Source organism: Shewanella sp. 10N.286.48.B5 (assembly GCF_002874355.2).
Taxonomy (GTDB): Bacteria; Pseudomonadota; Gammaproteobacteria; order Enterobacterales; family Shewanellaceae; genus Shewanella.
The window spans coordinates 205,322-231,160 of the sequence record NZ_MCVG02000003.1; the positions used below are offsets into that span (position 1 = coordinate 205,322).

24 protein-coding genes and 1 rRNA gene are annotated in these 25,839 nt (G+C 43.5%); 7 read left to right on the forward strand and 18 right to left on the reverse strand.

All coding sequences use genetic code 11. From position 1 onward, the window contains the following. Window positions 1-3: 3 nt before the first annotated feature. Window positions 4-1,546: ribosomal RNA gene (locus BCU57_RS17835) — 16S ribosomal RNA — on the reverse strand. Between the two features lie 684 nt (window positions 1,547-2,230). Between BCU57_RS17835 and BCU57_RS17840 the strand changes: the two genes are divergently transcribed. Beyond that, entirely contained in the window at window positions 2,231-2,689 is a 459-nt protein-coding gene (locus BCU57_RS17840; RefSeq protein ID WP_102436057.1) for an RNA recognition motif domain-containing protein, read from the forward strand. A gap of 10 nt (window positions 2,690-2,699) precedes the next feature. On the opposite strand, the gene murI is transcribed toward BCU57_RS17840, so the two are convergent. Next, window positions 2,700-3,500: a glutamate racemase gene (gene murI / locus BCU57_RS17845; RefSeq protein WP_102436055.1), complete on the reverse strand. Its 801-nt coding sequence runs from the start codon at window positions 3,498-3,500 to the stop codon at window positions 2,700-2,702. 142 nt (window positions 3,501-3,642) lie between these two features. On the opposite strand from murI, the gene trmA reads away from it, so the two are divergent. Further along, window positions 3,643-4,740 carry a tRNA (uridine(54)-C5)-methyltransferase TrmA gene (gene trmA, locus BCU57_RS17850; RefSeq protein WP_102436053.1) on the forward strand — a complete coding sequence of 366 codons (1,098 nt, stop codon included), beginning with the start codon at window positions 3,643-3,645 and terminating at the stop codon, window positions 4,738-4,740. Window positions 4,741-4,827: 87 nt separating this feature from the next. On the opposite strand, the gene fabR is transcribed toward trmA, so the two are convergent. After that, on the reverse strand, window positions 4,828-5,442 hold the full coding sequence (fabR, locus tag BCU57_RS17855) for an HTH-type transcriptional repressor FabR (protein ID WP_076541308.1): 615 nt from the start codon (window positions 5,440-5,442) through the stop codon (window positions 4,828-4,830). A gap of 144 nt (window positions 5,443-5,586) precedes the next feature. Between fabR and BCU57_RS17860 the strand changes: the two genes are divergently transcribed. The 3 genes from BCU57_RS17860 (at window position 5,587) to mnmH (ending at window position 8,943) form a co-directional block, all read left to right on the forward strand. Beyond that, on the forward strand, window positions 5,587-6,690 hold the full coding sequence (locus tag BCU57_RS17860; RefSeq protein ID WP_102436051.1) for an acyl-CoA desaturase: 1,104 nt from the start codon (window positions 5,587-5,589) through the stop codon (window positions 6,688-6,690). Window positions 6,691-6,785: 95 nt separating this feature from the next. Continuing rightward, window positions 6,786-7,829: a selenide, water dikinase SelD gene (selD, locus tag BCU57_RS17865; RefSeq protein WP_102436049.1), complete on the forward strand. Its 1,044-nt coding sequence runs from the start codon at window positions 6,786-6,788 to the stop codon at window positions 7,827-7,829. Window positions 7,830-7,839: 10 nt separating this feature from the next. Continuing rightward, complete coding sequence (gene mnmH / locus BCU57_RS17870; RefSeq protein WP_102436047.1) at window positions 7,840-8,943, forward strand: tRNA 2-selenouridine(34) synthase MnmH; 1,104 nt, start codon at window positions 7,840-7,842, stop codon at window positions 8,941-8,943. A gap of 122 nt (window positions 8,944-9,065) precedes the next feature. Here the strand turns inward: mnmH and BCU57_RS17875 are convergent, their stop codons facing one another. From BCU57_RS17875 to nudE, 3 genes are all read right to left on the reverse strand, one after another. After that, window positions 9,066-10,937 carry an MFS transporter gene (locus tag BCU57_RS17875; protein ID WP_102436045.1) on the reverse strand — a complete coding sequence of 624 codons (1,872 nt, stop codon included), beginning with the start codon at window positions 10,935-10,937 and terminating at the stop codon, window positions 9,066-9,068. A 294-nt stretch (window positions 10,938-11,231) separates the two neighbouring features. After that, entirely contained in the window at window positions 11,232-12,041 is an 810-nt protein-coding gene (gene cysQ, locus BCU57_RS17880) for a 3'(2'),5'-bisphosphate nucleotidase CysQ (protein WP_102436043.1), read from the reverse strand. 168 nt (window positions 12,042-12,209) lie between these two features. Beyond that, the gene (gene nudE, locus BCU57_RS17885; protein ID WP_102436041.1) at window positions 12,210-12,758 is read right to left on the reverse strand and encodes an ADP compounds hydrolase NudE; all 549 of its coding nucleotides are present in this window, start codon (window positions 12,756-12,758) and stop codon (window positions 12,210-12,212) included. A 79-nt stretch (window positions 12,759-12,837) separates the two neighbouring features. Here nudE and yrfG point away from each other — a divergent pair, with 79 nt between their 5' ends. Continuing rightward, window positions 12,838-13,512, forward strand: coding sequence for a GMP/IMP nucleotidase (gene yrfG / locus BCU57_RS17890; protein WP_102436039.1), 675 nt, complete (start codon window positions 12,838-12,840; stop codon window positions 13,510-13,512). 90 nt (window positions 13,513-13,602) lie between these two features. Here yrfG and gspN read toward each other — a convergent pair whose 3' ends face one another. From gspN to gspC, 12 genes are all read right to left on the reverse strand, one after another. Next, window positions 13,603-14,364: a type II secretion system protein N gene (gene gspN, locus BCU57_RS17895; protein WP_102436037.1), complete on the reverse strand. Its 762-nt coding sequence runs from the start codon at window positions 14,362-14,364 to the stop codon at window positions 13,603-13,605. 12 nt (window positions 14,365-14,376) lie between these two features. Beyond that, window positions 14,377-14,853: a type II secretion system protein M gene (locus BCU57_RS17900; RefSeq protein ID WP_102436035.1), complete on the reverse strand. Its 477-nt coding sequence runs from the start codon at window positions 14,851-14,853 to the stop codon at window positions 14,377-14,379. A 1-nt stretch (window position 14,854) separates the two neighbouring features. Beyond that, window positions 14,855-16,057 (reverse strand): type II secretion system protein GspL, encoded by a 1,203-nt coding sequence (gspL, locus tag BCU57_RS17905; protein WP_102436067.1) that lies wholly within the window; start codon window positions 16,055-16,057, stop codon window positions 14,855-14,857. A 78-nt stretch (window positions 16,058-16,135) separates the two neighbouring features. Next, window positions 16,136-17,137 carry a type II secretion system minor pseudopilin GspK gene (gene gspK / locus BCU57_RS17910; protein WP_102436065.1) on the reverse strand — a complete coding sequence of 334 codons (1,002 nt, stop codon included), beginning with the start codon at window positions 17,135-17,137 and terminating at the stop codon, window positions 16,136-16,138. After that, a complete protein-coding gene (gene gspJ, locus BCU57_RS17915; RefSeq protein WP_372000402.1) occupies window positions 17,137-17,880 on the reverse strand; it encodes a type II secretion system minor pseudopilin GspJ in 744 nt (247 codons plus the stop codon). The genes gspK and gspJ overlap by 1 nt, the downstream gene beginning before the upstream one ends. Then, entirely contained in the window at window positions 17,861-18,229 is a 369-nt protein-coding gene (gene gspI, locus BCU57_RS17920) for a type II secretion system minor pseudopilin GspI (RefSeq protein ID WP_076541330.1), read from the reverse strand. Before gspI ends, gspJ begins: the two co-directional genes overlap by 20 nt. Beyond that, window positions 18,216-18,791 (reverse strand): type II secretion system minor pseudopilin GspH, encoded by a 576-nt coding sequence (gene gspH, locus BCU57_RS17925; RefSeq protein WP_102436031.1) that lies wholly within the window; start codon window positions 18,789-18,791, stop codon window positions 18,216-18,218. Before gspH ends, gspI begins: the two co-directional genes overlap by 14 nt. Window positions 18,792-18,813: 22 nt before the next feature. Beyond that, window positions 18,814-19,263 carry a type II secretion system major pseudopilin GspG gene (gene gspG / locus BCU57_RS17930; RefSeq protein ID WP_102436029.1) on the reverse strand — a complete coding sequence of 150 codons (450 nt, stop codon included), beginning with the start codon at window positions 19,261-19,263 and terminating at the stop codon, window positions 18,814-18,816. Between the two features lie 63 nt (window positions 19,264-19,326). Next, complete coding sequence (gspF, locus tag BCU57_RS17935; protein WP_102436027.1) at window positions 19,327-20,550, reverse strand: type II secretion system inner membrane protein GspF; 1,224 nt, start codon at window positions 20,548-20,550, stop codon at window positions 19,327-19,329. A gap of 3 nt (window positions 20,551-20,553) precedes the next feature. Continuing rightward, window positions 20,554-22,101: a type II secretion system ATPase GspE gene (gene gspE, locus BCU57_RS17940; protein ID WP_372000425.1), complete on the reverse strand. Its 1,548-nt coding sequence runs from the start codon at window positions 22,099-22,101 to the stop codon at window positions 20,554-20,556. Between the two features lie 7 nt (window positions 22,102-22,108). Next, window positions 22,109-24,253, reverse strand: coding sequence for a type II secretion system secretin GspD (gspD, locus tag BCU57_RS17945; RefSeq protein ID WP_102436023.1), 2,145 nt, complete (start codon window positions 24,251-24,253; stop codon window positions 22,109-22,111). A 25-nt stretch (window positions 24,254-24,278) separates the two neighbouring features. Beyond that, a complete protein-coding gene (gene gspC, locus BCU57_RS17950; protein WP_102436021.1) occupies window positions 24,279-25,187 on the reverse strand; it encodes a type II secretion system protein GspC in 909 nt (302 codons plus the stop codon). A 246-nt stretch (window positions 25,188-25,433) separates the two neighbouring features. Between gspC and hslR the strand changes: the two genes are divergently transcribed. Continuing rightward, window positions 25,434-25,832, forward strand: coding sequence for a ribosome-associated heat shock protein Hsp15 (hslR, locus tag BCU57_RS17955; protein ID WP_102436019.1), 399 nt, complete (start codon window positions 25,434-25,436; stop codon window positions 25,830-25,832). Window positions 25,833-25,839: the final 7 nt, after the last annotated feature.

A 25,839-nucleotide genomic window follows, 5' to 3' on the forward strand; every position in this document is an offset into this window, starting at 1 on the left:
AGGTAAGGAGGTGATCCAGCCCCAGGTTCCCCTAGGGCTACCTTGTTACGACTTCACCCCAGTCATGAACCACACCGTGGTAAACGTCCTCCCGAAGGTTAGACTATCTACTTCTGGTGCAGCCCACTCCCATGGTGTGACGGGCGGTGTGTACAAGGCCCGGGAACGTATTCACCGTAGCATTCTGATCTACGATTACTAGCGATTCCGACTTCATGGAGTCGAGTTGCAGACTCCAATCCGGACTACGACGTACTTTGTGAGATTAGCTAGACCTTGCGGCTTTGCAACCCTCTGTATACGCCATTGTAGCACGTGTGTAGCCCTACTCGTAAGGGCCATGATGACTTGACGTCGTCCCCACCTTCCTCCGGTTTATCACCGGCAGTCTCCCTAGAGTTCCCGCCATTACGCGCTGGCAAATAAGGATAGGGGTTGCGCTCGTTGCGGGACTTAACCCAACATTTCACAACACGAGCTGACGACAGCCATGCAGCACCTGTCTCAGAGTTCCCGAAGGCACTAAGCTATCTCTAGCGAATTCTCTGGATGTCAAGAGTAGGTAAGGTTCTTCGCGTTGCATCGAATTAAACCACATGCTCCACCGCTTGTGCGGGCCCCCGTCAATTCATTTGAGTTTTAACCTTGCGGCCGTACTCCCCAGGCGGTCTACTTAATGCGTTAGCTTGGGAGCCCAGTGCTCAAGGCACCAAACTCCGAGTAGACATCGTTTACGGCGTGGACTACCAGGGTATCTAATCCTGTTTGCTCCCCACGCTTTCGTACATGAGCGTCAGTCTTTGTCCAGGGGGCCGCCTTCGCCACCGGTATTCCTTCAGATCTCTACGCATTTCACCGCTACACCTGAAATTCTACCCCCCTCTACAAGACTCTAGTTCACCAGTTCCAAATGCAATTCCCAGGTTGAGCCCGGGGATTTCACATCTGGCTTAATGAACCGCCTGCGTACGCTTTACGCCCAGTAATTCCGATTAACGCTTGGACCCCTCGTATTACCGCGGCTGCTGGCACGAAGTTAGCCGGTCCTTCTTCTGTAGGTAACGTCACAGCTAACGGTTATTAACCGTTAACCTTTCCTCCCTACTGAAAGTGCTTTACAACCCGAAGGCCTTCTTCACACACGCGGCATGGCTGCATCAGGCTTTCGCCCATTGTGCAATATTCCCCACTGCTGCCTCCCGTAGGAGTCTGGGCCGTGTCTCAGTCCCAGTGTGGCTGATCATCCTCTCAGAACAGCTAGGGATCGTCGCCTTGGTGAGCCATTACCTCACCAACTAGCTAATCCCACCTAGGTTCATCCAATCGCGAAAGGCCCGAAGGTCCCCTCCTTTCCCCCGTAGGGCGTATGCGGTATTAGCAGTCGTTTCCAACTGTTATCCCCCTCGACTGGGCAGATCCCTAGGCATTACTCACCCGTCCGCCGCTCGTCAGCGAATTAGCAAGCTAATTCCTGTTACCGCTCGACTTGCATGTGTTAGGCCTGCCGCCAGCGTTCAATCTGAGCCATGATCAAACTCTTCAATTAAAGTTTTGTTGAAACATTCGAAAATGTTTCGGCTCAATGAATTCTGATTTCGATTTAAAGACTCGGAAGAATCTCTAAAACGTTTGTTACATATTGCTATGAACACTCATCGTTACATTGAGTAATAATTTTGATTGCTTCACTCTTTACGAGAAAGAATAAGCAATTTCGATTAACTCAACACCTGTGAGTGTCCACACAGATTACTTGATAAATTGTTAAAGAGCGTGGAATCAATTTTTCAGACTCCGCCGTTAGACGCTAGGTCGTTGGCTTGGGATGCGTATTCTACGCAATTCCTTTTTCGCGTCAAGTCATTTTTAAACTTATTTAAAAACAATTTTCAGCGTCACTTTACAGTGAACTGATTTGGCGTGTAACCCATGCTAGTGCGTGGTTTGCCGTGTCAGTGGATGCGCATTATAGGCAGATTCTGAATTGGTGCAAGGGCTTTTTATATAAAAACCGTTTAAGCGAATAGCTTTTGAACAGATCGTTTTATTTTTAACTATTATGGGTATTTAAAGAACACTTTTGTCCTACAGTAACTATCAGTAATATGGTTTTTATCGTGTTTTGAGGTCATATTTTCATCAGAGTATGGTGAAAGCTTCAATAATTCATTACCATAGCAATGTTTTTAACAGTTATTTATCATTTTTCATTTTTATTAGAGACAATCATATGCAAAAGTCATTTGTTATTACCCTAATTATTGCCCTTATAGGTGCAATCGTTATTTATGCTCTTTCTACCAATGTTCAATTAGTCGTGTCTTTCATCGCTGGTGTTATGTTAGCGAGTCTTATATTCACTTTTGTTCCGTCTTCAACTGCAACTGATTCAAATAAGCCTTATGTTGGCCCAACAATGACACTTTATGTTGGTAACTTGCCTTACCGTGTTCATGAAGGTGAAGTGAAAGCTTTATTCGGCGAATATGGACCAGTTAATTCAGTACGTTTAGTTAGAGATAGAAAAACAGGTCGCCGTAAGGGATTTGGTTTTGTTGAAATGTCTGAAACTGGCGCCAAGAAAGCAATGAACAAGTTAAACGATTACAGTTTCCAAGAACGCACACTAAAGGTGCGTGAAGCTAAATCACAAGAGTCAGATCCATCTGAGTCAAATAAAGAAGACTAAACCCCTTCTATTAGCTGCCTACGGAAATGCACTCTAGTTGCTTAAAACCGTAGTCAGCTAATGTTAATGCTAAGCCTTTATCTATCTTCTTTGTAAATCCCGCTGTTAACCTGCCTACTTTGTTCGTTTTACCTTTAGCTGACCTGTTTATTGTTTCTAATAATGACGCCACTCTTATTGCAATGGCTTCGCCGGAATCTAATAGCGTTACTGGATGGCTAATGCACTCAGCTATTTCTTGGCGTAATAACGGAAAGTGAGTGCAGCCTAAAACCAAGGTATCTATATCAGTGCCATTTATCGAAGCCAAGATTGGTTTTATCGCATTTAAGTTTATTGGGTTTCTTTTAGCTTTCTCTTCGGCAATAAGCACTAATTCAGATGAACCAATCAAAGTCACTTCACAGCAACCAGCAAACTCACGGATCAACTCTTTAGTATAAGCTCTTTCAACTGTCCCTGGCGTGGCAAGTAATGCTATGTGTTTGGATTGAGTCAATTGCGCTGCAGGTTTAATTGCTGGCACTACGCCCACCACGGGTATGGTTAGTCGTCTTCGTAAATGCGGTAACACTAAGGTGCTGGCAGTATTGCAGGCAACGACCACAATGGAAGCATTAATGCATGCCACTTGCTTGATAATCAGTGCCACACAACCTTCAATTAATGCTTGTTCTGCTAGATCCCCATAAGGTAGCCGGGCATTATCAAATAAATAGAAGATATCTTTAGCAGGCATTTTTGTTTGAATGTGTTCTAAAACGGATAAACCGCCGATACCAGAATCAAAAATAAGTATTGGACCTGACAATCTCTTCTCCATAATGCGGGTGATAAAAGCTGTATAGATAAAATTAACCACTTAATCCATTAAGATTAAGTCAATCCGCTGGACATCAGCGTTGTGTAGTATAATATTTGCGCCCTTAATTTACAGCCTATGGTGGAACAAAATGAATTTAGCTGCAATGGATCCTAAAAACTATGATGCGCAACTAGCAGAGAAGCGTATCAAGCTTGAACAGGACTTTGCCGATTTTACGCCGCCTAGTTTAGAAGTTTTTGCCTCAGAACCAGCCCATTACCGTATGCGCGCCGAGTTTCGAGTATGGCACGATGGCGATGACTTATTCTATTACATGTTTGATAAAGTCTTAGATGAGAAAGTGCGCTGTGAGCAATATTTGCCAGCAGGGACTTTAATCAATGAAATGATGACTGCATTAATGGAAGAGCTACGTCCTAATCATGATTTACGCTTTAAGTTATTTCAGGTGGACTTTTTAACCACGCTTAGCGGTGAGATCTTAGTGTCGTTACTTTATCACCGCCAATTAGGTGACACTTGGATAGAGCAAGCGACCCAAATGAAGGCGCGTTTAGCTGAAAAGTTTAACGTCAATATCATTGGCCGAGCACGTAAACTTAAAATCGATTTAGATAAAGACTTTGTGGTTGAGACCCTTAATGTAGCCGGTCAAGAATTACATTATAAACAAATTGAAAATAGCTTTACCCAGCCAAATGCGAAAGTGTCAGTCAAAATGCTTGAATGGGCTATTTCAGCAACCAAAGACAGCACTGGCGATTTATTAGAGCTTTATTGCGGTAATGGCAATTTCACTATCGCTTTAGCGCAAAACTTTGACCGCGTACTAGCAACAGAATTAGCTAAGCCATCTGTTGATGCTGCGCAGTATAATATTGCCATCAACAAAGTCGATAATGTGCAAATCATTCGTATGTCTGCTGAAGACTTTAGTGATGCGATGGCGAAAAAACGCACCTTTAGACGTTTAGAAGGTATTGACTTAGATAGCTACGATTGCAATACCATTTTCGTTGACCCACCACGAGCGGGTATTGACGATGACACCTTGGCATTAATGCAAAACTACGACCGCATTTTATATATTTCATGTAACCCAGAAACCCTAAAAGCAAACCTTGAGGTACTGGGAAGCACCCATAAGATCACCCGTTTCGCTTTATTTGATCAATTCCCATATACCCACCATATGGAATCAGGTGTACTACTAGAACGTAAGTAGGTTCAACACATATTAAAAAGCCGTTATAGGATGAATTATCCATAACGGCTTTTTTATTGCGCAAGTTTTACTATTAATTCACTGATGCTATTTAGTATCAACTTTATGTTGCAGCGCTTCTGCGCCTTTTGCCACCATGCGCAATTGCAGCACTAAGTGATCGGCTAATACTTTTCTGTCAGCTCGTTTCATATCTAAAGCTGATGCCCCAGCGTTAAACACTAGGGTAACTAAAGCTTCTGCTTGTACTCTGGCTAGCATCGGCGTTCTTCCAGCAGTCGCCTCTGTGTAATGAGACAACTCTGAAATAAAGTGTTCTATTTCTCTTGCTACAGCGGCACGAAAAGCCGCTGACGTTCCTGAGCGCTCATGTAATAGAATTCGAAAAACATTGGGATTTGATTCTAATACTTCCACAAACGTGTCAACCGAGATGCGAATGACACTGCCACCCGCTTCTGCGCGCTGGCGACCTTTACGCATCATTTGTCGAAGTGTAAGTCCACCTTCATCAACCATGGTTAAACCAAGTTCATTCATGTCTTTGAAATGACGATAAAAAGAGGTTGGTGCTATGCCCGCTTCCCTTGCCACTTCTCGCAAGCTTAAACTGGAGAAACTACGTTCAGCGCTTAATTGATTAAAAGCGGCATCTACCAATGCACGACGGGTTTTTTCTTTCTGTAATGCTCTTACACCCATGTAAAGATCCATTTAGTAAATGTTATTGCACAGATAATACCGCTTTTAAGCTAAAAACACAGCCCCGAGATACTTGACCGAATAAAGTTGGTGAGCTAAATTAGCTTACAACTGTACGCTCAATAAGAATCATGGATTATCTTAATGAAAAAACCACCGATTATTTGGTTAAATACTGCTTTATTTGCGCTAACACTACTTGGCGCGCTGACTTTAGTGCCGTGGCGTGGCTTTACACATGGCTTTGAAGCTATTGAGTGGATTGCTTTTGTGGTACTTGCCTTTGCTAGCGGCCTTTCAATTACCGCCGGTTACCATAGATTATGGTCTCACAAAGCTTATAAAGCGCATCCTGCAATGCGATTCTTATTTGCCCTTGGCGGTGCATTAGCATTACAAAATAGTGCACTGCATTGGTCATCAGATCATCGCATCCATCATAAGCACGTTGATAATAACGACAAAGATCCTTATTCAGCCAAAATGGGCTTTTGGTATAGTCATATTGGTTGGATGCTACGTGAATACCAAGCCAGTCGTTATCATGATTATAATAACGTCCGTGACTTACAAAAAGATGCCATCGTTATGTGGCAGCATAAACATTATCTTACCCTAGTGGTATTGATGAATATCGCACTACCGGCATTTTTAGGCTGGCTCAATGGCGATATTATTTCAATGGTGCTGATGGCAGGACTATTACGTTTAGTGGTCGTACATCACTGTACTTTCTTTATTAATTCATTAGCCCATGTCTGGGGCAGTCAGCCATATACCAATAAAAATACGGCTAAAGATAATGGCATGATTGCCTTACTGACCTATGGTGAGGGTTATCATAACTTTCATCACATTTTTGAAAATGACTACCGTAATGGTATTAAGTGGTGGCATTACGACCCAACAAAATGGCTAATTAAGTCAATGCAATGGTGTGGTTTAGCCACTGATTTACGAGTAGTACCGCAAGAGCGAATCGAAAGTGCCAAACTTCAAATGCAATTATTAAGAGCGCAAAATAAGGTCGCACATTTACCAAATTGTGATGAAATAATCGCTAATTTCCAAGCCGAATATGATCTTATGAAGCAACATCTAGTGGATTATTATCAAGCGAAAAAGGTACTGCTAGATGCCAAACGTAAACAACTGAGCAACCAGCAATTAAAATTGCAGGTCGAAGAATTAAAAGCACGTTTGTTAGCCCAAAAGAAAAACTGGAATAACCTCACTGCTGCTTATTAAAGTCTGCTTTAACCCATTAAAAGTAAACGGCTACCTTGCAAGGTAGCCGTATGTGTTTATGATGGATAATCTTCCTTTTTAAGGGTTACCCATTAATGTCTGAATCGTCAGTTAAACTTACTGAATATAGCCACGGCGCCGGCTGTGGCTGTAAAATTTCCCCGCAGGTACTTAGCACCATACTTGCCTCATCTTTACCCTCTTTTACCGATCCTAAATTATTAGTCGGCAATCAAACCCGTGACGATGCAGCAGTTTACCAACTCAATGATGAAACAGGCATTATCAGTACTACTGACTTTTTCATGCCGATTGTGGATGACCCCTTCACCTTTGGGCGTATCGCGGCCACTAATGCCATCAGCGATATTTATGCCATGGGTGGCACGCCTATCATGGCTATTGCCATACTTGGCTGGCCAGTGAATATCTTAGCTGCAGAAGTGGCTCAAAAGGTTATTGAAGGCGGGCGCCAAGCCTGTGCAGATGCGGGAATAATGTTAGCTGGCGGTCACAGCATTGATGCACCTGAACCGATTTTTGGATTGGCGGTAACCGGACAAATCCCTCTTGAGCAATTAAAGCGCAATAATACGGCAAAAGCTGGCGATAAACTGTATCTCACTAAACCGATAGGGATCGGTATCCTCACTACCGCGCAAAAACAAAAAAAACTCACAGAGCAAGACAGTATGATTGCCATTGATGCCATGTGTCAGCTAAACAAGGTCGGCCAAGATATTGCGGCAATCGCTGGAGTAAATGCACTGACAGACGTCACGGGTTTTGGCTTGGCAGGTCACCTGATTGAAGTCTGCCAAGGCGGCGATGTCACTGCGAATTTAGTATTTAATAACATCCCATTATTAGACCGAGCGCTGCACTACTTAAACTTAGGTTGCACCCCAGGCGGAACCCAACGCAACTTCGACAGCTATCAGCAATACTTACCAGCACTAACTCAGCAACAACAAGCAATTTTGTGCGATCCGCAAACCAGTGGCGGCTTGTTGATTGCGGTAAGCGCTGACGCAGAACAACAACTGGTTGCTTTACTTGAGGCGCAAAATATTGCCCCTATTTGCATTGGTGAATTGAGCGCTTCAAATACCAATAGCGCATTAATTACACTGAGATAGAGAGTAACAAATGCTTGCTAACATCATTGCTAAAACCGAGTATCAACGTCTTTTCCTTCAGCAGCGCGCGCTCATTGATGTGCGCGCCCCCATCGAATTTAGTAAAGGCGCCTTCGAGCATTCGGCCAATTTCCCGCTGATGAATGACAGTGAACGTACCAAGGTTGGTACTTGCTATAAAGAGCAAGGACAACAGGCGGCTATCGAATTAGGTCATCAATTGGTTAATGGCAAAACCAAGCAGCAGCGCATTGAAAGCTGGCAGCAGTTTATCGCTAAGCACCCCAACAGCTACCTATATTGTTTTCGTGGTGGCTTACGTTCAAAGTTGTCACAGCAATGGCTGAAAGAGGCCGGCATCGATATCCCTTATATTGAAGGTGGCTATAAAGCCATGCGCCAATATTTAATTGATACCATTGATACCGCGGCGACTTTGCAGCCCTTAGTCATTTTAAGCGGCAGCACCGGCAGCGGTAAGACCGAGCTCTTACAACTGCGACCAGAGTCCATTGACTTAGAAGCCATTGCCAATCATCGCGGCTCAAGCTTTGGTAAGAACCTTGAGCCCCAACCAACTCAAATTAATTTCGAAAATCAGCTGGCGACACAGCTACTACAACATCAGCAATTGCCACAACATAAAATCTTGTTAGAAGACGAAAGCTTCTTAATCGGGCGCTCAGCCATACCCAAAGCTTTTTACCAAGCGATGCAAGCCAGTGAGATGATTGTATTAGAAGAAAGCTTAGCGAATCGTATAAACAGAATACATAAAGACTATGTTATTGATAAGTCAGCCGCCTTTATCAATAAATATGGCGCAGAACATGGAAAAGAACAGTTTAGCCAATACCTGCTTAGCAGCATTAATAGCATCAAAAAACGCTTAGGTGGCAAGCAACACCAACAGCTCAGTGCCATTATTGAAAGCGCCATAAATCGACAGTTTTCAATAAACGATGCTAATGAACATTTTGATTGGATTTCAATACTATTAGAGCGCTATTACGACCCTATGTATCAATACCAAATGAGCAAACGTCAGCAAAGGGTAATATTTAGTGGTGATAAAATTGCGCTCCAGCAATATTTAGATCAGCTAGCAGGATAATTCACACACTCTGCACTCATAACAACGAACGGTTGCTGTTATGAGTGTCACATAGCAAAGATAGAGCAATCACTTATACTCGTGTTTTAGCTCCATCACTTAACGACCATTAGCGCTCTCATTTAACGAGTAGTTGTGCTATCAAATAACTCAGTGACCTTAGCTTGTAGCCCATGGCGACCCAGTGAGACCCCATCGACCGCTGCATCAATATTCACAGTCACCCTAGACCAAAAACGCTTCGGCAGTGTTGTCAGTGCATGGCCGCCTTTATGGCTAAAGTATGAGCCCCATAAGCCTTGTAATGACATCGGGATTACTGTGACGGAATCTCTCGCTAAAATCGCTTCGATACCGGGTCTAAACTCAGCAATTTCACCATCAACAGATAAACGTCCTTCAGGGAAAATACACACTAGCTCCTCATTACCAAGGGCTTCATGGATTAGCTCAAATGCTTGCTTGTAGGTGGTTTCACACTTTTTAGGTGAGCAAATAGGAATAACTCCAGCATGGCGAAAGAGATATTTTAATAGCGGAATTTCACTGATGGATTTATCCATCACAAAACGAATAGGACGGGTGGATGCACCCATAATAATTAAGGCATCAACATAGCTAACATGATTACAGACAATCACCCCAGCTCCCTGCGCCGGAATATTGAGACGCCCATTAACACTGACGCGGTACATCAAGTGGCTCAACAAGTAACTGATAAAGCGCTGAGCAAACTCAGGTACCTGAGCATACACATATAACGCCACCGCAGTGTTCAACCCACCAAGGAGTAAAAATAATTGCGGAATACTCCACTCTAAAACGCCAAGTAACAACATAGATAGTATTGCCGCCATCACCATGAATAAGGCATTATTAATATTGTTTGCCGCAATAGCTTGGGCACACTCCCCTGGTGCAGCCCTAGATTGAATAAAGGCATACAAGGGCACAATGAATAATCCACCACTTAAGCCAATAAACAGCAAATCAACCATCAGCCGATAATGCTGCGGATCTGCGATAAAGCTACTAAAGCTGTAAACAAAACTGCTATCTAATGGCGCTGGCGGAATAGCAAAAATTAAATCAACCCCAAATACCGTTAAACCTAAAACCCCAAACGGCAGCACGCCTAACTCCACATGACCATAGGAAATCCGCTCACATACCCACGAGCCAATGCCGATACCAATGGAAAATAATGCCAACAATAACGACACCACGGTGGCATCGGCATACAGGTGTAATTTGGCAAAGTTAGGAAACTGGGTTAAATAAGTGGCGCCCAAAAACCAAAACCAGCTAATGGCGAGAATAGCCATCCAGATACTTGGGGTTTGCCTTACTTTGGCAATACTGCGCCATGTTCCCGTAAAAGGGGTAAAACGAATTTTACTGATTGTGCCTTGTGGCGGTAATGCAGGAATAGCCCGGCTTGATAAGTAACCAGCAATAGATAACGTCACCACAGTCACCGCAGCGCCAAGTAAACTATGCTCACTTGCCACTAACAAACCTGCAGACAAGGTGCCAGCAAGGATCGAGATAAAGGTGCCCATTTCAACCCAAGCATTACCAGTAACTAACTCATCTTCTTTAAGCGTTTGTGGCAATAAGGAATACTTAACTGGGCCAAAGTAAGCCGATTGACTGCCAGTAAGAAATAGCAGCACCAACATCAGCAAATAGCTTTGCGACAATATGGCAAAAGCCGCGCAAGACATGATGATAAGCTCCAGTAATTTAAGTCGTCTTATCAGTCGCGCTTTGTCCATATTGTCAGCCACGACACCTGCATGGGCTGAAAATAAGAAAAACGGTAAAATAAACACTCCGGCAGCTAAATTAACAAACATATTGACGCTAATCGGTAGTGCATCTACCTGGCTGTAAGTCACCAGTAATAGCAGCACATTTTTATAGATATTATCGTTTAATGCCCCAAGGCACTGAGTGATGAAGTAAGGGAGAAAACGTTTGGTTAATACCATGAAACATCCTTATTTTGCCATTCCTGAGGTATAGCCTTGAATATAAATAGATAACAATTTTGGTAAGTAATTTAAGCCATGAATGAAGCTCTGAGTGAACACCCCCTCTCCTTCACGCATTGCATTTGCCCTTAAGCCGCTATTATCAATAATGCTTTGAACAACAAACTAACAGCAAACAAAATTAAAACAATGCTCATAACCCATTAATTTATAGACAGCATGAGTATTTTATAAATGGCGGCCACAAAAAAGCCCTCTACTAGAGGGCTTAAATAAGTCATGTCGAGCTGACTAATTAGTGAGGATATCGTCCCAAGGTAAATTCGGGCTACCTACAACAATAAAGTTTGGATTTTCAAGGGTTTCACGTTCATTATAAGTTAACGGTTGCAGGTTAATATCCATTAACGCGCCGCCTGCTTCTTCTAGAATAATTTGCGCAGCGCCTGTATCCCACTCACCGGTTGGCCCTAAACGCACGTAACAGTCAGCTCGGCCTTCGGCCACTAAACAACTCTTTAATGCTGCGCCGCCTAACACCACTAATTCGCAACTGCTAGGATGACTGAGTAACTTTAATACTGATTGTGGGTCTTGACGACGACTTACCGCAAGACGTAAACCTGATTCATTAATATCAGTAAGTGGTTTACTGCTAATACGCACTTCATTGTTAGCATCACGTTTGTAGGCTCCTAAACCTGCAATCGCGTAGTAACACACGTTTGTCATCGGCACATACACTATCCCCATCACAGGGCGATTATGCTCAACGAGTGCAATAATCACTGAAAAGTCACCACTACCAGCAATAAATTCACCAGTGCCATCTAATGGATCCACTAACCAATAACGTGGCCACTCGCTACGCTCATTAAAAGGTATATCGGCAGCTTCTTCACTTAAGATTGGAATATCAGGCGTTAATTTAGCAAGTTCAGTACAAATAATTTCATTTGCAGCCAGATCCGCTGAGGTGACAGGAGTATTATCAGATTTTATTTCGCGATCAAAATCACCTTTCAAATAAATATCGCGGATTTTTTGACCCGCCTCGGTGGCAATACTGATGACTTGTTCAATTACTTCTTCTGGCTTCATAACGACTCCAATCGCCAAATAATACTCTGAATAGTGTCAAGTTAGACTAATTTACGATTTATTTGTAGTTAAATTAGATGAGTAAGCTGAAATATTTTAATCATCAGTCAGTAATAACGCTTACAACATCTCAATTGGCTAAATTTAGCCGCTAACACAGTAGCAAGATTAACCTTGTAAATGTTGTTGGGCTAAAAATAATGCACTCACACTTCTCGATTCTGAAAAATCAGTGTTATCCAGTAACGCTTGCCATTCACCAAGCGCCCACGGAATAACTTCAATAGGTTCAGGCTCATCACCTTCTAGGCTGCTTTCATATAAATCTTCAGCAATGAAAATTTGCATCTTACTGGCAAAATAACCTGGCGCTAAGCTTAATTCTTTCAATAAGGTCAGCTTACGACTGGCAAAACCGATTTCTTCTTGTAACTCACGATTCGCGGCTTCAACAGCCTCTTCGCCGGGATCAATCAAGCCTTTAGGAAAACCCAACTCATAATTATCAGTGCCTGCGGCATATTCTTTAGCCAACAAAAATTGACCTTGATGCACAGGCACAATCATGACCGCACCGCGGCTGCCACCACTCATTCGTTCATATTGACGCTCAATGCCATTAGAAAATTTTAGGTGCAGCTGTTCTATCTGAAACAGTCGACTTTTGGCGACAATTTCGCGATGAAGAATTTCGGGCTTTTTATGCCGTGATGTCATTAAAACCTCGTATATGACGAATTTAGTAAGACCAGTTACAATCTTACTACCCTAGCTATATTCTACAACCGGAATTTACATGTTTCCTTGGCATAAGATAGACACAGTTTTGCTCGATATGGACGGCACCTTGCTGGATTTGCATTTTGATAACCATTTTTGGTTAACTTTGGTACCTCAACAGCTTAGTACACAAAAGCAAATTTCCTTAGCCCAAGCGCAGGCGCTAGTCGAGCAGTCTTACCATAAGGTTGTTGGCACCCTAGACTGGTATTGCATTGATTTTTGGCAGCAACAATTAGACATAGATATTCTCACCCTGCATTATTCACTGGTTGAGCGAATTCAAATGCGCCAAGACAGCATGCCCTTTTTAGAGGCGCTCGCTACGGCAGGTAAACAAAGAATCCTGTTAACCAATGCCCATCCTAAAAGCCTAGAACTTAAATTAGAACATACTGAACTGGCAAGAGGCCTAGATGGAATGATGTCGAGCCATGAAACGGGTTATCCTAAAGAGCACCCTGAATTTTGGAAGCAAGCATTCGCGAAGTATGATTTAGATCCAAGCCGCTGTTTGTTTGTTGATGACAATGAAAATATTCTTGAAGCATCACGTTTGGCGGGTGTTGGCTTTCAATTAGGTATTAGCAATCCTGACAGTCAAAAGCCCAATAAGGATTTTATCGATTTTCCTGCCATTGATGATTACCAACTCTTACATCAAGACTTATTAGCTGCAGTTAAAGGCTAAGTGCCTATGGTAGCTAATAATTTATAGCCAATAAAAAAGGCAGCTGATGTGATTCAGCTGCCTTTCAAATTTCTGATGAAGCAGTCGTTACTACAACCCTGGAATCGTGCCCTGATAATTAACAGGGTAATAGCCTTGGCTATCTTGTTTACCCAAAAAGCTTAAAGCTTGGGTTAAATCTTGTGGCTGCTCATGGGTCGGTTTGATCTTAGCACTAACCACAATACGATTATTTTCACCTAAAGTTGCGCTACCTTGAATCCCCATTTTGTTCATTGAGTCATCAGTCATCAATTGCACTTGGCCATCAATACAACTCAACCCTAGGGCGATATCCCCTAAAGGATATTCACCAAACTGATTTTTAACATCAATAGCATTCAAAAATAGCTTACCGGTTAACTGCTCACACCAAGGCGTACCTTGCTTAAGGCTTTCAACAATTAAACTGACATCACCATCTACCATGGTTCTAAAGGGTAATTTTGCGTTGCCTAATAAAAATTTATTCGGCGCTTCAAAGCGCAAGTTTTCAGCTGAGACACCTGCTAAAGACCAACTAATATCACCCTGCCCACTAACTGGCGTTGCCCGGCTACCAATCTGCAGATCGACATAGAGCTGACCAATAAATAATGTCCAAGGATTTAAATCCCATGACACCTGTTCAATCAAACGGCGATCAATCGACACCAAATCAGCAGAGCCTTGCCACAATGTACCACTAACACCGCTTACCTTGATATTATTGGGTAATGGCGCAATCCCCACTAGCCAATTTGCTGGGATAAATACCACCAAAAAGATCAGGTAAACAAAAACACCTAAAATAATTTTCTTAATCAAACTCACTACTATACCTACTTACTTAGATAACTGAATACGGCGCACTTTGACATAACCTGCCAAGTCAGACTCTGATACATCAACACTTTCTAGGGTTAAGCCTTTTTCTTCAACCAGTTCATGCAAGTAATCAAGTAAGCTGTCAAATGGCACATCGTCCATCCATAATTGGATTTTATTGCCCTGTGGCTGCATACGGGTAATGTCTAAATCATATTGGCCAGCTAATTGGTTCACAATCGAACTTAAGCTGCCTGATGCTCTTGGCCCAGAACCTTGTTGTTTTAAACCGGCAATTTTATTCGCCGATTGTTTAACATAATTTAAGGTTTGCTTGGCTGCTTGATGATCTTTTTCAGCATTGTCTGCCGCAGTTGCAATCGGGCTCCAAATGCCCCAATACAAAATTCCAATAACCACAAACACTGCGCAACTGCCGACTAATTGCTGTTCACGTTGCGCGAGTCCACGCCACCAAATTTGCAAATTTTCCATCTTATTTGCCCTTCAAGGTAATTGTGGTATTCACTTCATTGTCACCGCTATTGATGGCACCCATATCAAACTCATAACGCGCTTCAACCAGTTGCTTGAATTTATCCACGTGATCATAACTTTTTGCCGTCACTTGCATGCGCAGTTCATTACGACTTGCATCAAAACGAATTGAGTTCGGTTTTAAATCGGGCACTTTTTGAAATGACTCTTTCAGACCATCAAGCATGTCAAAGAAAGCAGCACCGCCACCTTGACCTTTAAGACTGCGCAATTGTGAGTCCAGCTGCGAGCGAATATTAACAATCCGGTTTACCCCTGGACTAACACGCTTAAATATCGCTTCACTTTGCTGTTTTATTTCAGCGGTTTGTTGATTCAACTGATGAATGGTTAAGCCTTTATTCACTAGCCCAAGTACGATAGCAATAACCGCTACAATAGCCGCATTTTTCCATAGCATCAGATGCTTGCTGTATTCACGCTTTGGCTGATACACACCGCTTAATAAATTAATCGGTGCCTGTAAAATACCCTTTGCCAATACCATCATCGGAATATCTAATGGTTTCGCTTCCACCTCAGCATTGGTAAACACTAAGTCTTCGCTATAGGCGGCAATTTTTAGCGCAGAATCGGCATCACTTCGACGCGATAGCAGCTCAGGTAAGGCGAAATCTAACCATGTTTTTGGCAAGCTCACACCACTACCTTCACCGGTACGCAGTAACAATTCATCACCCATATCCAGCGCAGCCCAGCTACATTGATCCAACGGTAAGGCTAAACAATCAGGGACAATACTCTTTACTTTAATGCCAGCATCAAGCAGCCAAGATAACCAGTTTTGCATTTGCTCATGGGCCACTGCGGCGACATTTAGCTGCTCACCATCACGGGGGCCAACCACAAAGTGCATGGTTTCAACATCAGAGGCGATGGTTTCTTCTAGCATGAAAGGGAGTGCCTTTAACGCTTGGCGCTGATTTTTTTCAGGCAATGCAATTTGAGTCAATGTCATACTGGCCGCTGGCACCAACACATCCACCGGACGATTGCCCGCGCGCTCAGTCAAACTGGTTAAGCTCGCTGCATCACTTAACTCACCTGAAGCAATAATTTCTTGCTCTTGTTCTGACCATACCAGCCACGAACAAGGACTTGTTGATGTTTTCCCTAATCGGATAAAAAGCCGTTCAGACACTGTCATTCTCCACAAGCTTCAAACTGCCACAGGCCAAACTAGCCAAGGTTAATTGAAGCGGATTGTTACCCATATTCATTATTGCTGATCACCGTATTGACGACTGATCACATCAAACTTGTTATTACTGCGACGCAAAACGCTATCCATTCTAAACATCGCATTATCCACTTTAGCGCCCGCTTTTAATAAGAAGTAATTACTATCGACCACTATGCTCGATTTCATATTACTTTCAGTGGCTAAACTCGCTAAGGAATTATTTTCCCAAAACTCTGCTGCGGTTTCGAAGCCATCTGCAGGTCGTTGGTTAATTAAACTTTCCGCATCGCTTTGGCTAATCTTGTTTTCTAGCATACCCACTAACAATGCTGCTTGTTCAACCTCTAGGGTATTCACATTAAGCAATTGTTGGTTATTACCTGGTATCGCGCAAATATAAGGCAACAAGGTTAAATACACTTGCTGGTTATATCCTAATACCGCCCGCAGCTCACTGCGATGATTCATCAAGGTATTCGCTGCTCGATATGGCGTATTACGAGACTCATAATCGGCATCTTCAGCGCCATAGGGCATTGCTACCGTATCTTCGTCAATATAATCAATCAAAGTATGGGTCAGCCGCTCGGCGCCAAATTCATCCATACCTAGGGCAACCAACAGTGACATATACTGAGTCGCGGCTAATGATAATTTAGGTTGGCCATTTTCAACTTCTGTTGACTTAACTGATAAAGCGTTAAGATTAAAACAAGAACGCATATCTTTAATCTCACCGCCAATTTCGCCGTATTCAGCCGGAAAAATCACATCAGCTAAAGCCCAATATTGCTGTAAATGTACGGTGCCGTCAGCATCTTCCATATCTTGCTTTAAAATCTTTTTACCTAATTCTTCTGCCGAAATAGCATACCAATAGGCTTGATCATACTGGGCTAAATTCAAGGTACGGCGCATGGATAACTGATTACGGCTGGTAATATTGGTCGCAATAATCACCACTAAAGCGACCACCAGTAACACCACTAATAACGCGACTCCGCGCTGTTTACGCAACCCCGGCGACTGATATTTCATCATCCGTCTTCACCCGTGCTAGAGCCATCAGTATCATTGTCGTTATCAGTATTATCGTTACTGCCATTATCATCGTTATTGTCGCCGTTACTGGCTGCGGCATCACCGCCACCTTTAGGCAGTAGAAAACGACGCTCAATGATACCTAAGCCTTCAATTTCTAATTTCATCGCGATGCCAAGTGGCAGTTGTGAAGCATCAACTTTACGCTCCCATTTATCACCGACAAAAAACGAATACTCGATGGAGATAACATCTTTAATGATCAAACTTTTTAATGGCTCTGCACCAATTTCTGGCTCAGGGTAAGGATAGTACCAACGCTCTAAGCGGCCTTCTTGCACCACATATGACACCGATTGCAAACTACCCCTTGGCAACATGCCATCAGGGTTGAGCCAACCTAAACGGAAAAACACCAGCGCTTCGGTTTCTGAGTCCAGCATGTTATCGCCCGTTTGAAACACAGTGGTGGTACGCTCGCCGTCTAGGCCACGTTGTGTTCGGGCTACCATCTGGCCTAAATCACGTTCGATAATGCCAAAACCTTGCTGTAAGGCTTTCAAACGGATTGAAAATTCTTTGGTGGCTTCATCGTTTTTCATCACGGTTGACAGTACCGAGTTCGATGCCAGCCCGATCATGGCAAAAATACCAATAGCAATCATCATTTCCAGCAAAGTAAAGCCTGCTTGGCGATGATTGTCGCTGTGTCTTGAGCGCTTAGCCTTCATTGTGAACATAGCTACTCACTTGTGCGACGGTGCGATTAAATCTGTCATCATCACTGACTAATACTCTGATCATTCTGAAATTGTCGTCGGTGGTTTTAATCACTTCCTGACGCCAATACCAATCTTTATCGGCTAACTCTACCTGACCATTTTTAGTGCCCAGCTCAGGAAAAGGCTGCGTTAATCTAACCTCAACCATTTGATTGCTAGCAACCCATTGGGCTAAGGTTCGCTCTTCTAAAATCGGCAGGTTGGCCATTTGATCACCAATGCTTTTGGTGACAGCAACCGCAGCAATAGAAAACACCGCCAAGGCCACTATGACTTCAAGTAAGGTCATACCTTTACTGTATTTCATCAAAGCTTCCTATGGCTAAACGCCCTAATGCATCACCCACCACTAGCACTTCAATCTCTTTACCTTGGTCGTCATCGGTCAAAAAACTCAACTCAAACGTCGACATTTCACCACTGGGAAACAGTAAAATTTGCGGCTCGGGATTTTTCTTTTTATCTTCTTTTGAGGCTTCAATTAATGGCTCATCAAACCAAGATTCATCATCTTCATCTTCTTGAACTAATGGCAAGCCATCAAGCAGTAGACTCAAACTCACACCCGGGTCCATTTGCCTTGGGGCCAGTTGACGATCTTGGGTTATAGGGTGCCATTTTTTTTCATCGTAATAGACAAATTGATATTCATCTTCTTCGACGACGACACCTAAGAATTGACCGCTTAAAATGGTTTCTTCAATCACTAATTCAGTGGTCGCAATAAACTGACGGGCCGTTTTTTTTAACGCTTGCTCAGGCCCTGAAGTACTGGTTGTCATCGTGACGGCAGCCGCAGCTAACCCCATCAATAAGGCAACCAGCAATACTTCTAAGAGGGTGAACCCCGATTGGCGTTTAGATATCATCATCTGCTATTAGACTTCGTGCTTACTGGAAGTTTTGCAGATTCCAGTTGCCGATATCATCTTCAGTTCCCACTTGGCCATCAGGACCGGCACTGAAAATATCAATACGGCCATTTTCGCCAGGACTTAATAGGTAGTAATCGTTACGCCAAGGATCCTGTGGTAAACGCTTAATGTAACCGTCTGGGCGGTAATTACGTGGCTCAGGTGACGAGGTTGGCTTTTGCACTAACGCATCTAAGCCTTGCTCCGTTGTTGGATAAACACTGTTATCTAGGCGGTACATATCGAGGGTGTTTTCTAACGCTACAATGTCAGAAACGGCTTTTTGGATATCAGCTTTATCTTTGTTACCCATTAAGTTAGGTACCACCATAGAGGCCAAAATACCTAAAATAACAATCACGACCATGACTTCAAGTAAGGTAAAACCAGCTTGTTTACCACGGGTTTGATTTCGATTAGTTTGCATTAACAACTTCCTCCGACGCGCACACTCGGTGCGCTAACAATAAATAGTAAATAACTTGGATACTTAAGCGCTGATCAAGTTATTCAATTCTAAAATAGGCTGTAAAATTGCCATCACGATAAATAACACCACCGAGGCCATACTGACCACGAGCATGGGTTCAAATACCCCTAAGGCAATATTCACATTAGATTCAAATTCTCTGTCTTGGTTATCTGCAGCACGTTCTAGCATTTGCTCCAGCTGACCACTTTTTTCGCCTGATGCAATCATATAGAGCATCATAGCCGGAAAAAGTTTGGTATTAGTTAGCGCCGCGCCCAGGCTGGTACCTTCACGCACTCTTGCTGTAGCATCATCCACTGCTGCGCGCACTTTGACGTTTTGCAGCACTTCACTGGCAATACGCATGCCCTCAAGCAAAGGTACAGAACTTGCTGACAAGATACTTAAGGTTCTCGCAAAACGGGCGGTATTCAGGCCTTTACTGACTTTGCCAATAACCGGTGCTTTGAGTAACCAGGTGTCATATTGCATTCTAAAGTTTGGTTTTTTTAGCAGCTGCTTTAGTAGTGCAAACAAACCAATCAGTGCCACAAGCACAAATACCCCATAATTTTGCACAAAATCAGAGGCGAGGATCAAAAACTGAGTTGAACCGGGTAGCTCTTGACCCATGTGTTCAAACTGACCAACCACCTTAGGTACCACTGCTGCCAGTAATACGGCAATTACCCCAATGGCAACAATGGTTAATACCATAGGGTAAATCATTGCCTGAGTTAGCTTAGATTTCAGTTGCTGGCGACGTTCGGTGTAATCGGCTAAGCGGTTTAGTACCACTTCTAAATGACCAGACTTTTCACCTGATGCCACCATAGCGCGGTACAAATCATCAAATACGTGGGGGAATTCGGCTAAAGAATCAGCCAAGCTGTACCCTTCAACAACCCGCGAGCGCACCGCCATTACCAAACTGGCAAGACGATCTTTTTCACATTGCTGGCCTACCGCTTTGAGTGATTCCTCAATGGGTAAACCTGCAGCAACTAAAGTGGCGATTTGACGGGTAATTAAAGCAAGCTCTGCAACCGAGATACCACGTTTGAAAAACTTAAGCCCACCGCTTTTGGCCTTGGCTTCTTTTTCAGCAACCGGTTCTAGCTCTAAGGGCATTAAGCGCTGTTCACGTAGCTGACTACGTGCATGACGAGCCGTATCAGCCTCTATCACCCCTTTTTGCTGTTTACCATTGCTATCAAGGGCTTTATATTCAAACGCTGCCATTGATTACTCCTCGCGGGTCACGCGCAATACTTCTTCAAGGGTGGTAACCCCTTTCAGTACTTTGCTCATGCCATCATGACGGATACTTGGAATCGTTTGACGGACATACTTTTCAATGGCTAACTCACCGCGGCCACCGTGAATTAATTCACGAACGTTGTCATCAACAGTGAGTAATTCATGGATACCGGTACGACCTCGATAACCATTATGACCACAGGCTTTACAGCCTTTAGCGCGATAAATCACTCGGGTATCATTGACCGTTATGCCTAATAATTCGCGCTCACGCTCATCTGGCTCATGCTCGACCTTACATTCGTTACACAAGGTACGAATAAGTCGCTGGGCTAATACACCCAGTAAGCTTGAAGACACCAAGAAAGGCTCAACACCCATATCTTGCAGACGAGTAATCGCGCCCGATGCCGTGTTGGTATGCAAGGTCGAAATAACCATGTGACCGGTTAGTGAAGCTTGCACTGCAATTTGTGCGGTTTCTAAATCTCGGATTTCACCAATCATGACCACATCAGGATCTTGACGTAATATCGCCCGCAAACCACGGGCGAAGGTCATATCCGCTTTCATATTCACTTGAGTTTGGCCAATGCCTTCCAGTTCATATTCAATCGGATCTTCAACGGTTAAAATGTTGGTGTCTTTGGAGTTAATCTCAGTTAACCCCGCATACAGGGTGGTACTTTTACCTGAACCTGTTGGGCCGGTAACCAAAATAATACCGTGCGGTTTACGAATTAACGCTTCAAATTCATCTTGGATAGACAGGGTCATACCCAATAATTTTAAATCTAGGTTGCCGGTATTTTTATCCAGTAGTCGTAATACCACTCGCTCGCCATGGCTTGATGGCATGGTAGAGACACGCACATCAACTGCGCGGCCGGCAATACGTAATGAAATACGACCATCTTGCGGCACACGTTTTTCTGCGATATCTAAACGCGCCATCACCTTAATACGTGAAACCAACAATGAAGACAGTTTACGGTTAGGTTTTAAAACTTCTTTCAAAACCCCATCAATACGGAAACGGACGATTAATTGCTTTTCGTAGGTTTCGATATGGATATCAGAGGCTTCTTCTTTAATGGCTTCTGATAACAAGGCGTTGATCAATTTAATGATTGGCGCGTCATCATCACCTTCGAGCAAATCTTCGGTTTGTGGCAGTTCTTCGGCGAGGGTAAATAAATCCATTTCATTACCAATGTCTTCCATCAGCTGCTGGGCTTCTGATGAATTAGCCTGGAATGTGTGGGTTAATTTCGCTTCAAAGTCTTCTACCGGCAGCTTGACTAACACCAGATCTTCACCGGCATAACGGCGCACTTCAAGCATGGCATCAAGTGGGGTATTACTGGTGTAGTAAAGCTTTAGGGCATCGGCTTCTTTGGCCAATGCCAAATTAAAGCGATGAGAAAAAGCAAATGGCAGGCGTTCACGACTGTTGGAGTGAAACACCTCATCATTAAGCTCTTCGGCTTCTAAGCCTAAATCGGTAGACACCTGTGCCAATTGTTCAGTCATTGCTGCTTCACTCATTGGCATCATCTTCTTGTTCGGTTTCAGCAGCTTCAGTGACGGCATTGTCTAGATCTTTTCTTTCGCTAATATGCTTAAGCGCAGGGTCTGTTTCGCGCATCTTAGTTTCTAACTCTTTACCTTCTTTGTAACGATTAAGCACTTCGTTCACTTCATCAGGTAAATAAGCTTCTTGATCCCACTCAGTTAACACTGGCACATTGGTCTTAGGCATTAAGTTTACGCCGCGCTCTTGTTGCTCAAGTTGCAGGGCGCGGAAGTAGTTATATTTACGACCAGCGATGCCTTCCATGGTGATACCGTCACGAATAATGGTTGGCTTGATAAATACCATCAAGTTCTTCTTTTTCTTACCGCTTGATGAAGACTTAAATAAGTGACCGATAATCGGTAAGTCACCTAAAAATGGCACTTTTTGTACTGACTCTTGTACTTCTTCATTAATCAAACCGCCCAGTACTACAATCTGACCAGAATCTGCCATAACCGTGGTAGTTAAGCGACGAGTTGCAAAGGTCACATCGACACCAGTTTTACCGTTAATACCTGACACTTCTTGCTCAATGGTCAGCTTAACCGCATTACCTTCATTGACTTGTGGTACCACTTTTAATTTAACGCCCACTTCTTTACGTTCAACGGTTTGGAATGGGTTGCTGTTACCGTTACTTGAGTTTTGGCTACCGGTAAGAATAGGTACTTCGTCACCAACGATGAATGATGCTTCTTGGTTATCAAGGGTGGTAATCGACGGTGTTGCAAGTACGTTTGATTTGGTATCACTTGAAACCGCTTGGATTAAGGCGCCGAAGTCACCCATTGCCACGCCCCAAGCCATGCCGTTCACTTTACCTAATGCTTGCGCCAGTAAGGTAATATCACCACGTGAATCTGGGTTTTCAGTACAAGTACCATTTTCGGTACACACTGTAGTGCCTTCTTCACCTTGTGCTTGCCATACACCTGCGCCAATCTCACCTATGGTTGGGCCTAAGTTATTAAACTGAGTACCACCACCAGCAGCTGATGCCCATTGAATACCAAAGCCAACATCATCGCCTTCTGATACTTCAACAATAATCGCTTCTACCAATACTTGTGCACGGCGAATATCTAACTGGTTAATCACGCTTTCAATGGTGCGCATTTGATCCGGTTCAGCGCTGATCACCAAAGCATTGGTATCAACGTGAGCCATAATATTAATTTCTTTACGCTTGCTACCCGAGGTTTTACCCGCATCTTGATCGCTCACGAGTTGGTCAGCAAAACCGGTTAGCACTTCGACTAAATCTTCTGCTTTAGCGTAGCGTAAGTAGCGTACTTTAGTGTTACCAGTGTTAGCTTGCTCAGCATCTAGACGACGAATTAGATCGACCACGCGTTGACGGCTCTTTTCATCACCACTCACAATAACGGCGTTCATACGCTCATCAGCCACCACTTTTGGCGCTTGACCGGGCATTTGTGCTTGATTAGCGCTGGCGCGATAAAGGGTATCAACAATACGGACAATCTCACCGGCTGAGGCATATTCAAGGGATACCACTTCAACAGCTGTATCACCTTGCTTATCGACACGGCGAACAATTTCGACTAATTTATTTACGACAGCTGCGCGGCCTGAAATCATCAATACGTTAGATGGGTCGTAGTTCACTACGTTACCGCCACCAGCATTATCATTAAGCTGGCGCAGTAATGGCGCTAGTTGTTTAGCTTCGGTGTTGTATAACGCCACAATGCGGGTGACCATTTCATCGCCCAAGCCTGGGGTGTTATCATCAGCGACGCGAATAGCTGCAGTTTTGGCATCTTTATCTTTAATGACTTTAATAACGCGGTTTTCCATTTCAACCACGGCATAGCCATACACCTGCAAAACATTGAGGAAGAACTGGTAGTACTGCTCGTCATCTAATAAGTCGTAACTGCGGACGTTAATTTTGCCGCGAACAGTAGGATCAACGATGATGGTCTTATTGAGGTTTTTACCCACAATATTAATGAATTCCTGAATGTCTGTGCCTTTGAAATTGGCAGCATACTGTTCCGACCAAGCAGCTTGAGAAGCCAGCATGGCAATACCGGCAACCATTCCAGCAAATAACTTGCGTCGAATTCCGTAACTCTTCATTATTTTCAATCCTCTACTGCCCATACTATTCTGGCAAACTAAAAATTATTTCAACTAACTGCCCATCACGTTCGACCATGACGCCAATTTCGGTTAATTCTGCTAATTGCCCCATCACTTCTAACGACTGCCCCATATCAGTTAAGTCGTAGCCGTTGATGGATTTGGCTAAATCATTTGCTTTAAAACCTGCTGAGGCAAATAAAGACTTATTTTTGCCCGGGTTTAATCGATAACCGCTGATGCCATCTGCACCGCTGACTGGTGAGATAGCCAGATAGTCGGTTAATTTACCCGGATCGGCTAGTAATTCATCACGTGAATCGGCTAACTCTTGAGAGAGCACACTGCGCTGAACCGTTTGCACGGTGCGATTTTGTTTTGCTTTTTGAAGTGATTCATTGGCTTGGCTTTGAGTGGTGTAATTTAAGCCATCAAGCATTAAGGTTTCATAGCGGCCCGCATTGGTAATAATAATGCGGTCGGCATAAACTTCTTTTAATGACGCTGAAGTGCCTTTGATTTTGTCACCTAGGCTGTAGGTTTCTTGGCTGCCTTTTGACTCGATAACCGCAAGGCCATGTGAATCAGAAGTTGATGCCACCACACCTGTCAGCAAAATAGACAAGTTAGTTTTAGGGGCATCGGTAATTTGTTCCACTGGAGCGGGCTTTTTCGCTTGGGTATCACTGGCACCTTTTTTACCAAACAGTGATAACTGTTGCACACCACTGAGCTCAATACGTTTCGCGCTAGCAGAAGAAGTTGGCGATGGTTGCCATGCTACAGCTTGAGAATTAACAGGCATTAACTTCCAAGTGATCTGAGCAGCAATTGATAGCACGATCACTAACCCTAACCAAAAGAAGGCCGCGCTCAGCTGCTTTTGAGGAAGAGCCGCAACCTTGGTAATAACTTTATCTAATACATCCATATTTGCTTTGACCCTCAGCACAGGTCGCTGTTCTTATTCTGTTAATTTAGGAAATACTGCATCATGCTAACCTACACGGCTTGTCGCAACAAGCCCATAGCATCTGGATTGGCGAAATACAGCTGATTATGCTACATTTGCGCGCTTAAAAAGGCTGTGAGAAATGCCACTATTTAGGCTCTTGCCTCCATTTTACATGTGAAAAATGTCAACCTTGTGAACTCATACCACTTTTGAGGGGGCTTAATGAGCATAGCTCAAGTTAATACTATGTCAGTAAGGTTAGATAAATGGTTATGGGCGGCACGTTTTTATAAAACTCGCTCGCTAGCAAAAGACATGATCAATGGTGGCAAAGTTCACTATAACGGCCAAAGAGCCAAATCGAGCAAACTAGCAGAAGTCGGTGCAACAGTGCGACTTCGCCAAGGGCACGATGATAGGGAAATAATTATTGCTCAATTGTCTGAACATCGACAAGGGGCTGCTATAGCGCAAACGCTATATCAAGAAACGGCTGAAAGCATCAAAAAACGCGAGTTTAATGCTGAAGCCAGGAGATTAAATATCTTAAATAATCCGGCGCCTGAAACTAAGCCGGATAAAAAGCAACGTCGACAACTTAAACGCTTTAAAGAGTTATAAACTTTTT

Coding starts and splice junctions, on each gene's coding strand:
- gspG (WP_102436029.1), bottom strand. CDS start 19,263: ATGCAAACTAATCGAAATCAAACCCGTGGTAAACAAGCTGGTTTTACC.
- selD (WP_102436049.1), top strand. CDS start 6,786: ATGTCTGAATCGTCAGTTAAACTTACTGAATATAGCCACGGCGCCGGC.
- fabR (WP_076541308.1), bottom strand. CDS start 5,442: ATGGGTGTAAGAGCATTACAGAAAGAAAAAACCCGTCGTGCATTGGTA.
- nudE (WP_102436041.1), bottom strand. CDS start 12,758: ATGACATCACGGCATAAAAAGCCCGAAATTCTTCATCGCGAAATTGTC.
- gspD (WP_102436023.1), bottom strand. CDS start 24,253: ATGAAGAGTTACGGAATTCGACGCAAGTTATTTGCTGGAATGGTTGCC.
- BCU57_RS17840 (WP_102436057.1), top strand. CDS start 2,231: ATGCAAAAGTCATTTGTTATTACCCTAATTATTGCCCTTATAGGTGCA.
- mnmH (WP_102436047.1), top strand. CDS start 7,840: ATGCTTGCTAACATCATTGCTAAAACCGAGTATCAACGTCTTTTCCTT.
- BCU57_RS17875 (WP_102436045.1), bottom strand. CDS start 10,937: ATGGTATTAACCAAACGTTTTCTCCCTTACTTCATCACTCAGTGCCTT.
- gspK (WP_102436065.1), bottom strand. CDS start 17,137: ATGAAATATCAGTCGCCGGGGTTGCGTAAACAGCGCGGAGTCGCGTTA.
- trmA (WP_102436053.1), top strand. CDS start 3,643: ATGAATTTAGCTGCAATGGATCCTAAAAACTATGATGCGCAACTAGCA.
- gspE (WP_372000425.1), bottom strand. CDS start 22,101: ATGACTGAACAATTGGCACAGGTGTCTACCGATTTAGGCTTAGAAGCC.
- gspJ (WP_372000402.1), bottom strand. CDS start 17,880: ATGTTCACAATGAAGGCTAAGCGCTCAAGACACAGCGACAATCATCGC.
- yrfG (WP_102436039.1), top strand. CDS start 12,838: ATGTTTCCTTGGCATAAGATAGACACAGTTTTGCTCGATATGGACGGC.
- gspC (WP_102436021.1), bottom strand. CDS start 25,187: ATGGATGTATTAGATAAAGTTATTACCAAGGTTGCGGCTCTTCCTCAA.
- BCU57_RS17860 (WP_102436051.1), top strand. CDS start 5,587: ATGAAAAAACCACCGATTATTTGGTTAAATACTGCTTTATTTGCGCTA.
- gspH (WP_102436031.1), bottom strand. CDS start 18,791: ATGATATCTAAACGCCAATCGGGGTTCACCCTCTTAGAAGTATTGCTG.
- gspF (WP_102436027.1), bottom strand. CDS start 20,550: ATGGCAGCGTTTGAATATAAAGCCCTTGATAGCAATGGTAAACAGCAA.
- gspI (WP_076541330.1), bottom strand. CDS start 18,229: ATGAAATACAGTAAAGGTATGACCTTACTTGAAGTCATAGTGGCCTTG.
- BCU57_RS17900 (WP_102436035.1), bottom strand. CDS start 14,853: ATGGAAAATTTGCAAATTTGGTGGCGTGGACTCGCGCAACGTGAACAG.
- cysQ (WP_102436043.1), bottom strand. CDS start 12,041: ATGAAGCCAGAAGAAGTAATTGAACAAGTCATCAGTATTGCCACCGAG.
- hslR (WP_102436019.1), top strand. CDS start 25,434: ATGAGCATAGCTCAAGTTAATACTATGTCAGTAAGGTTAGATAAATGG.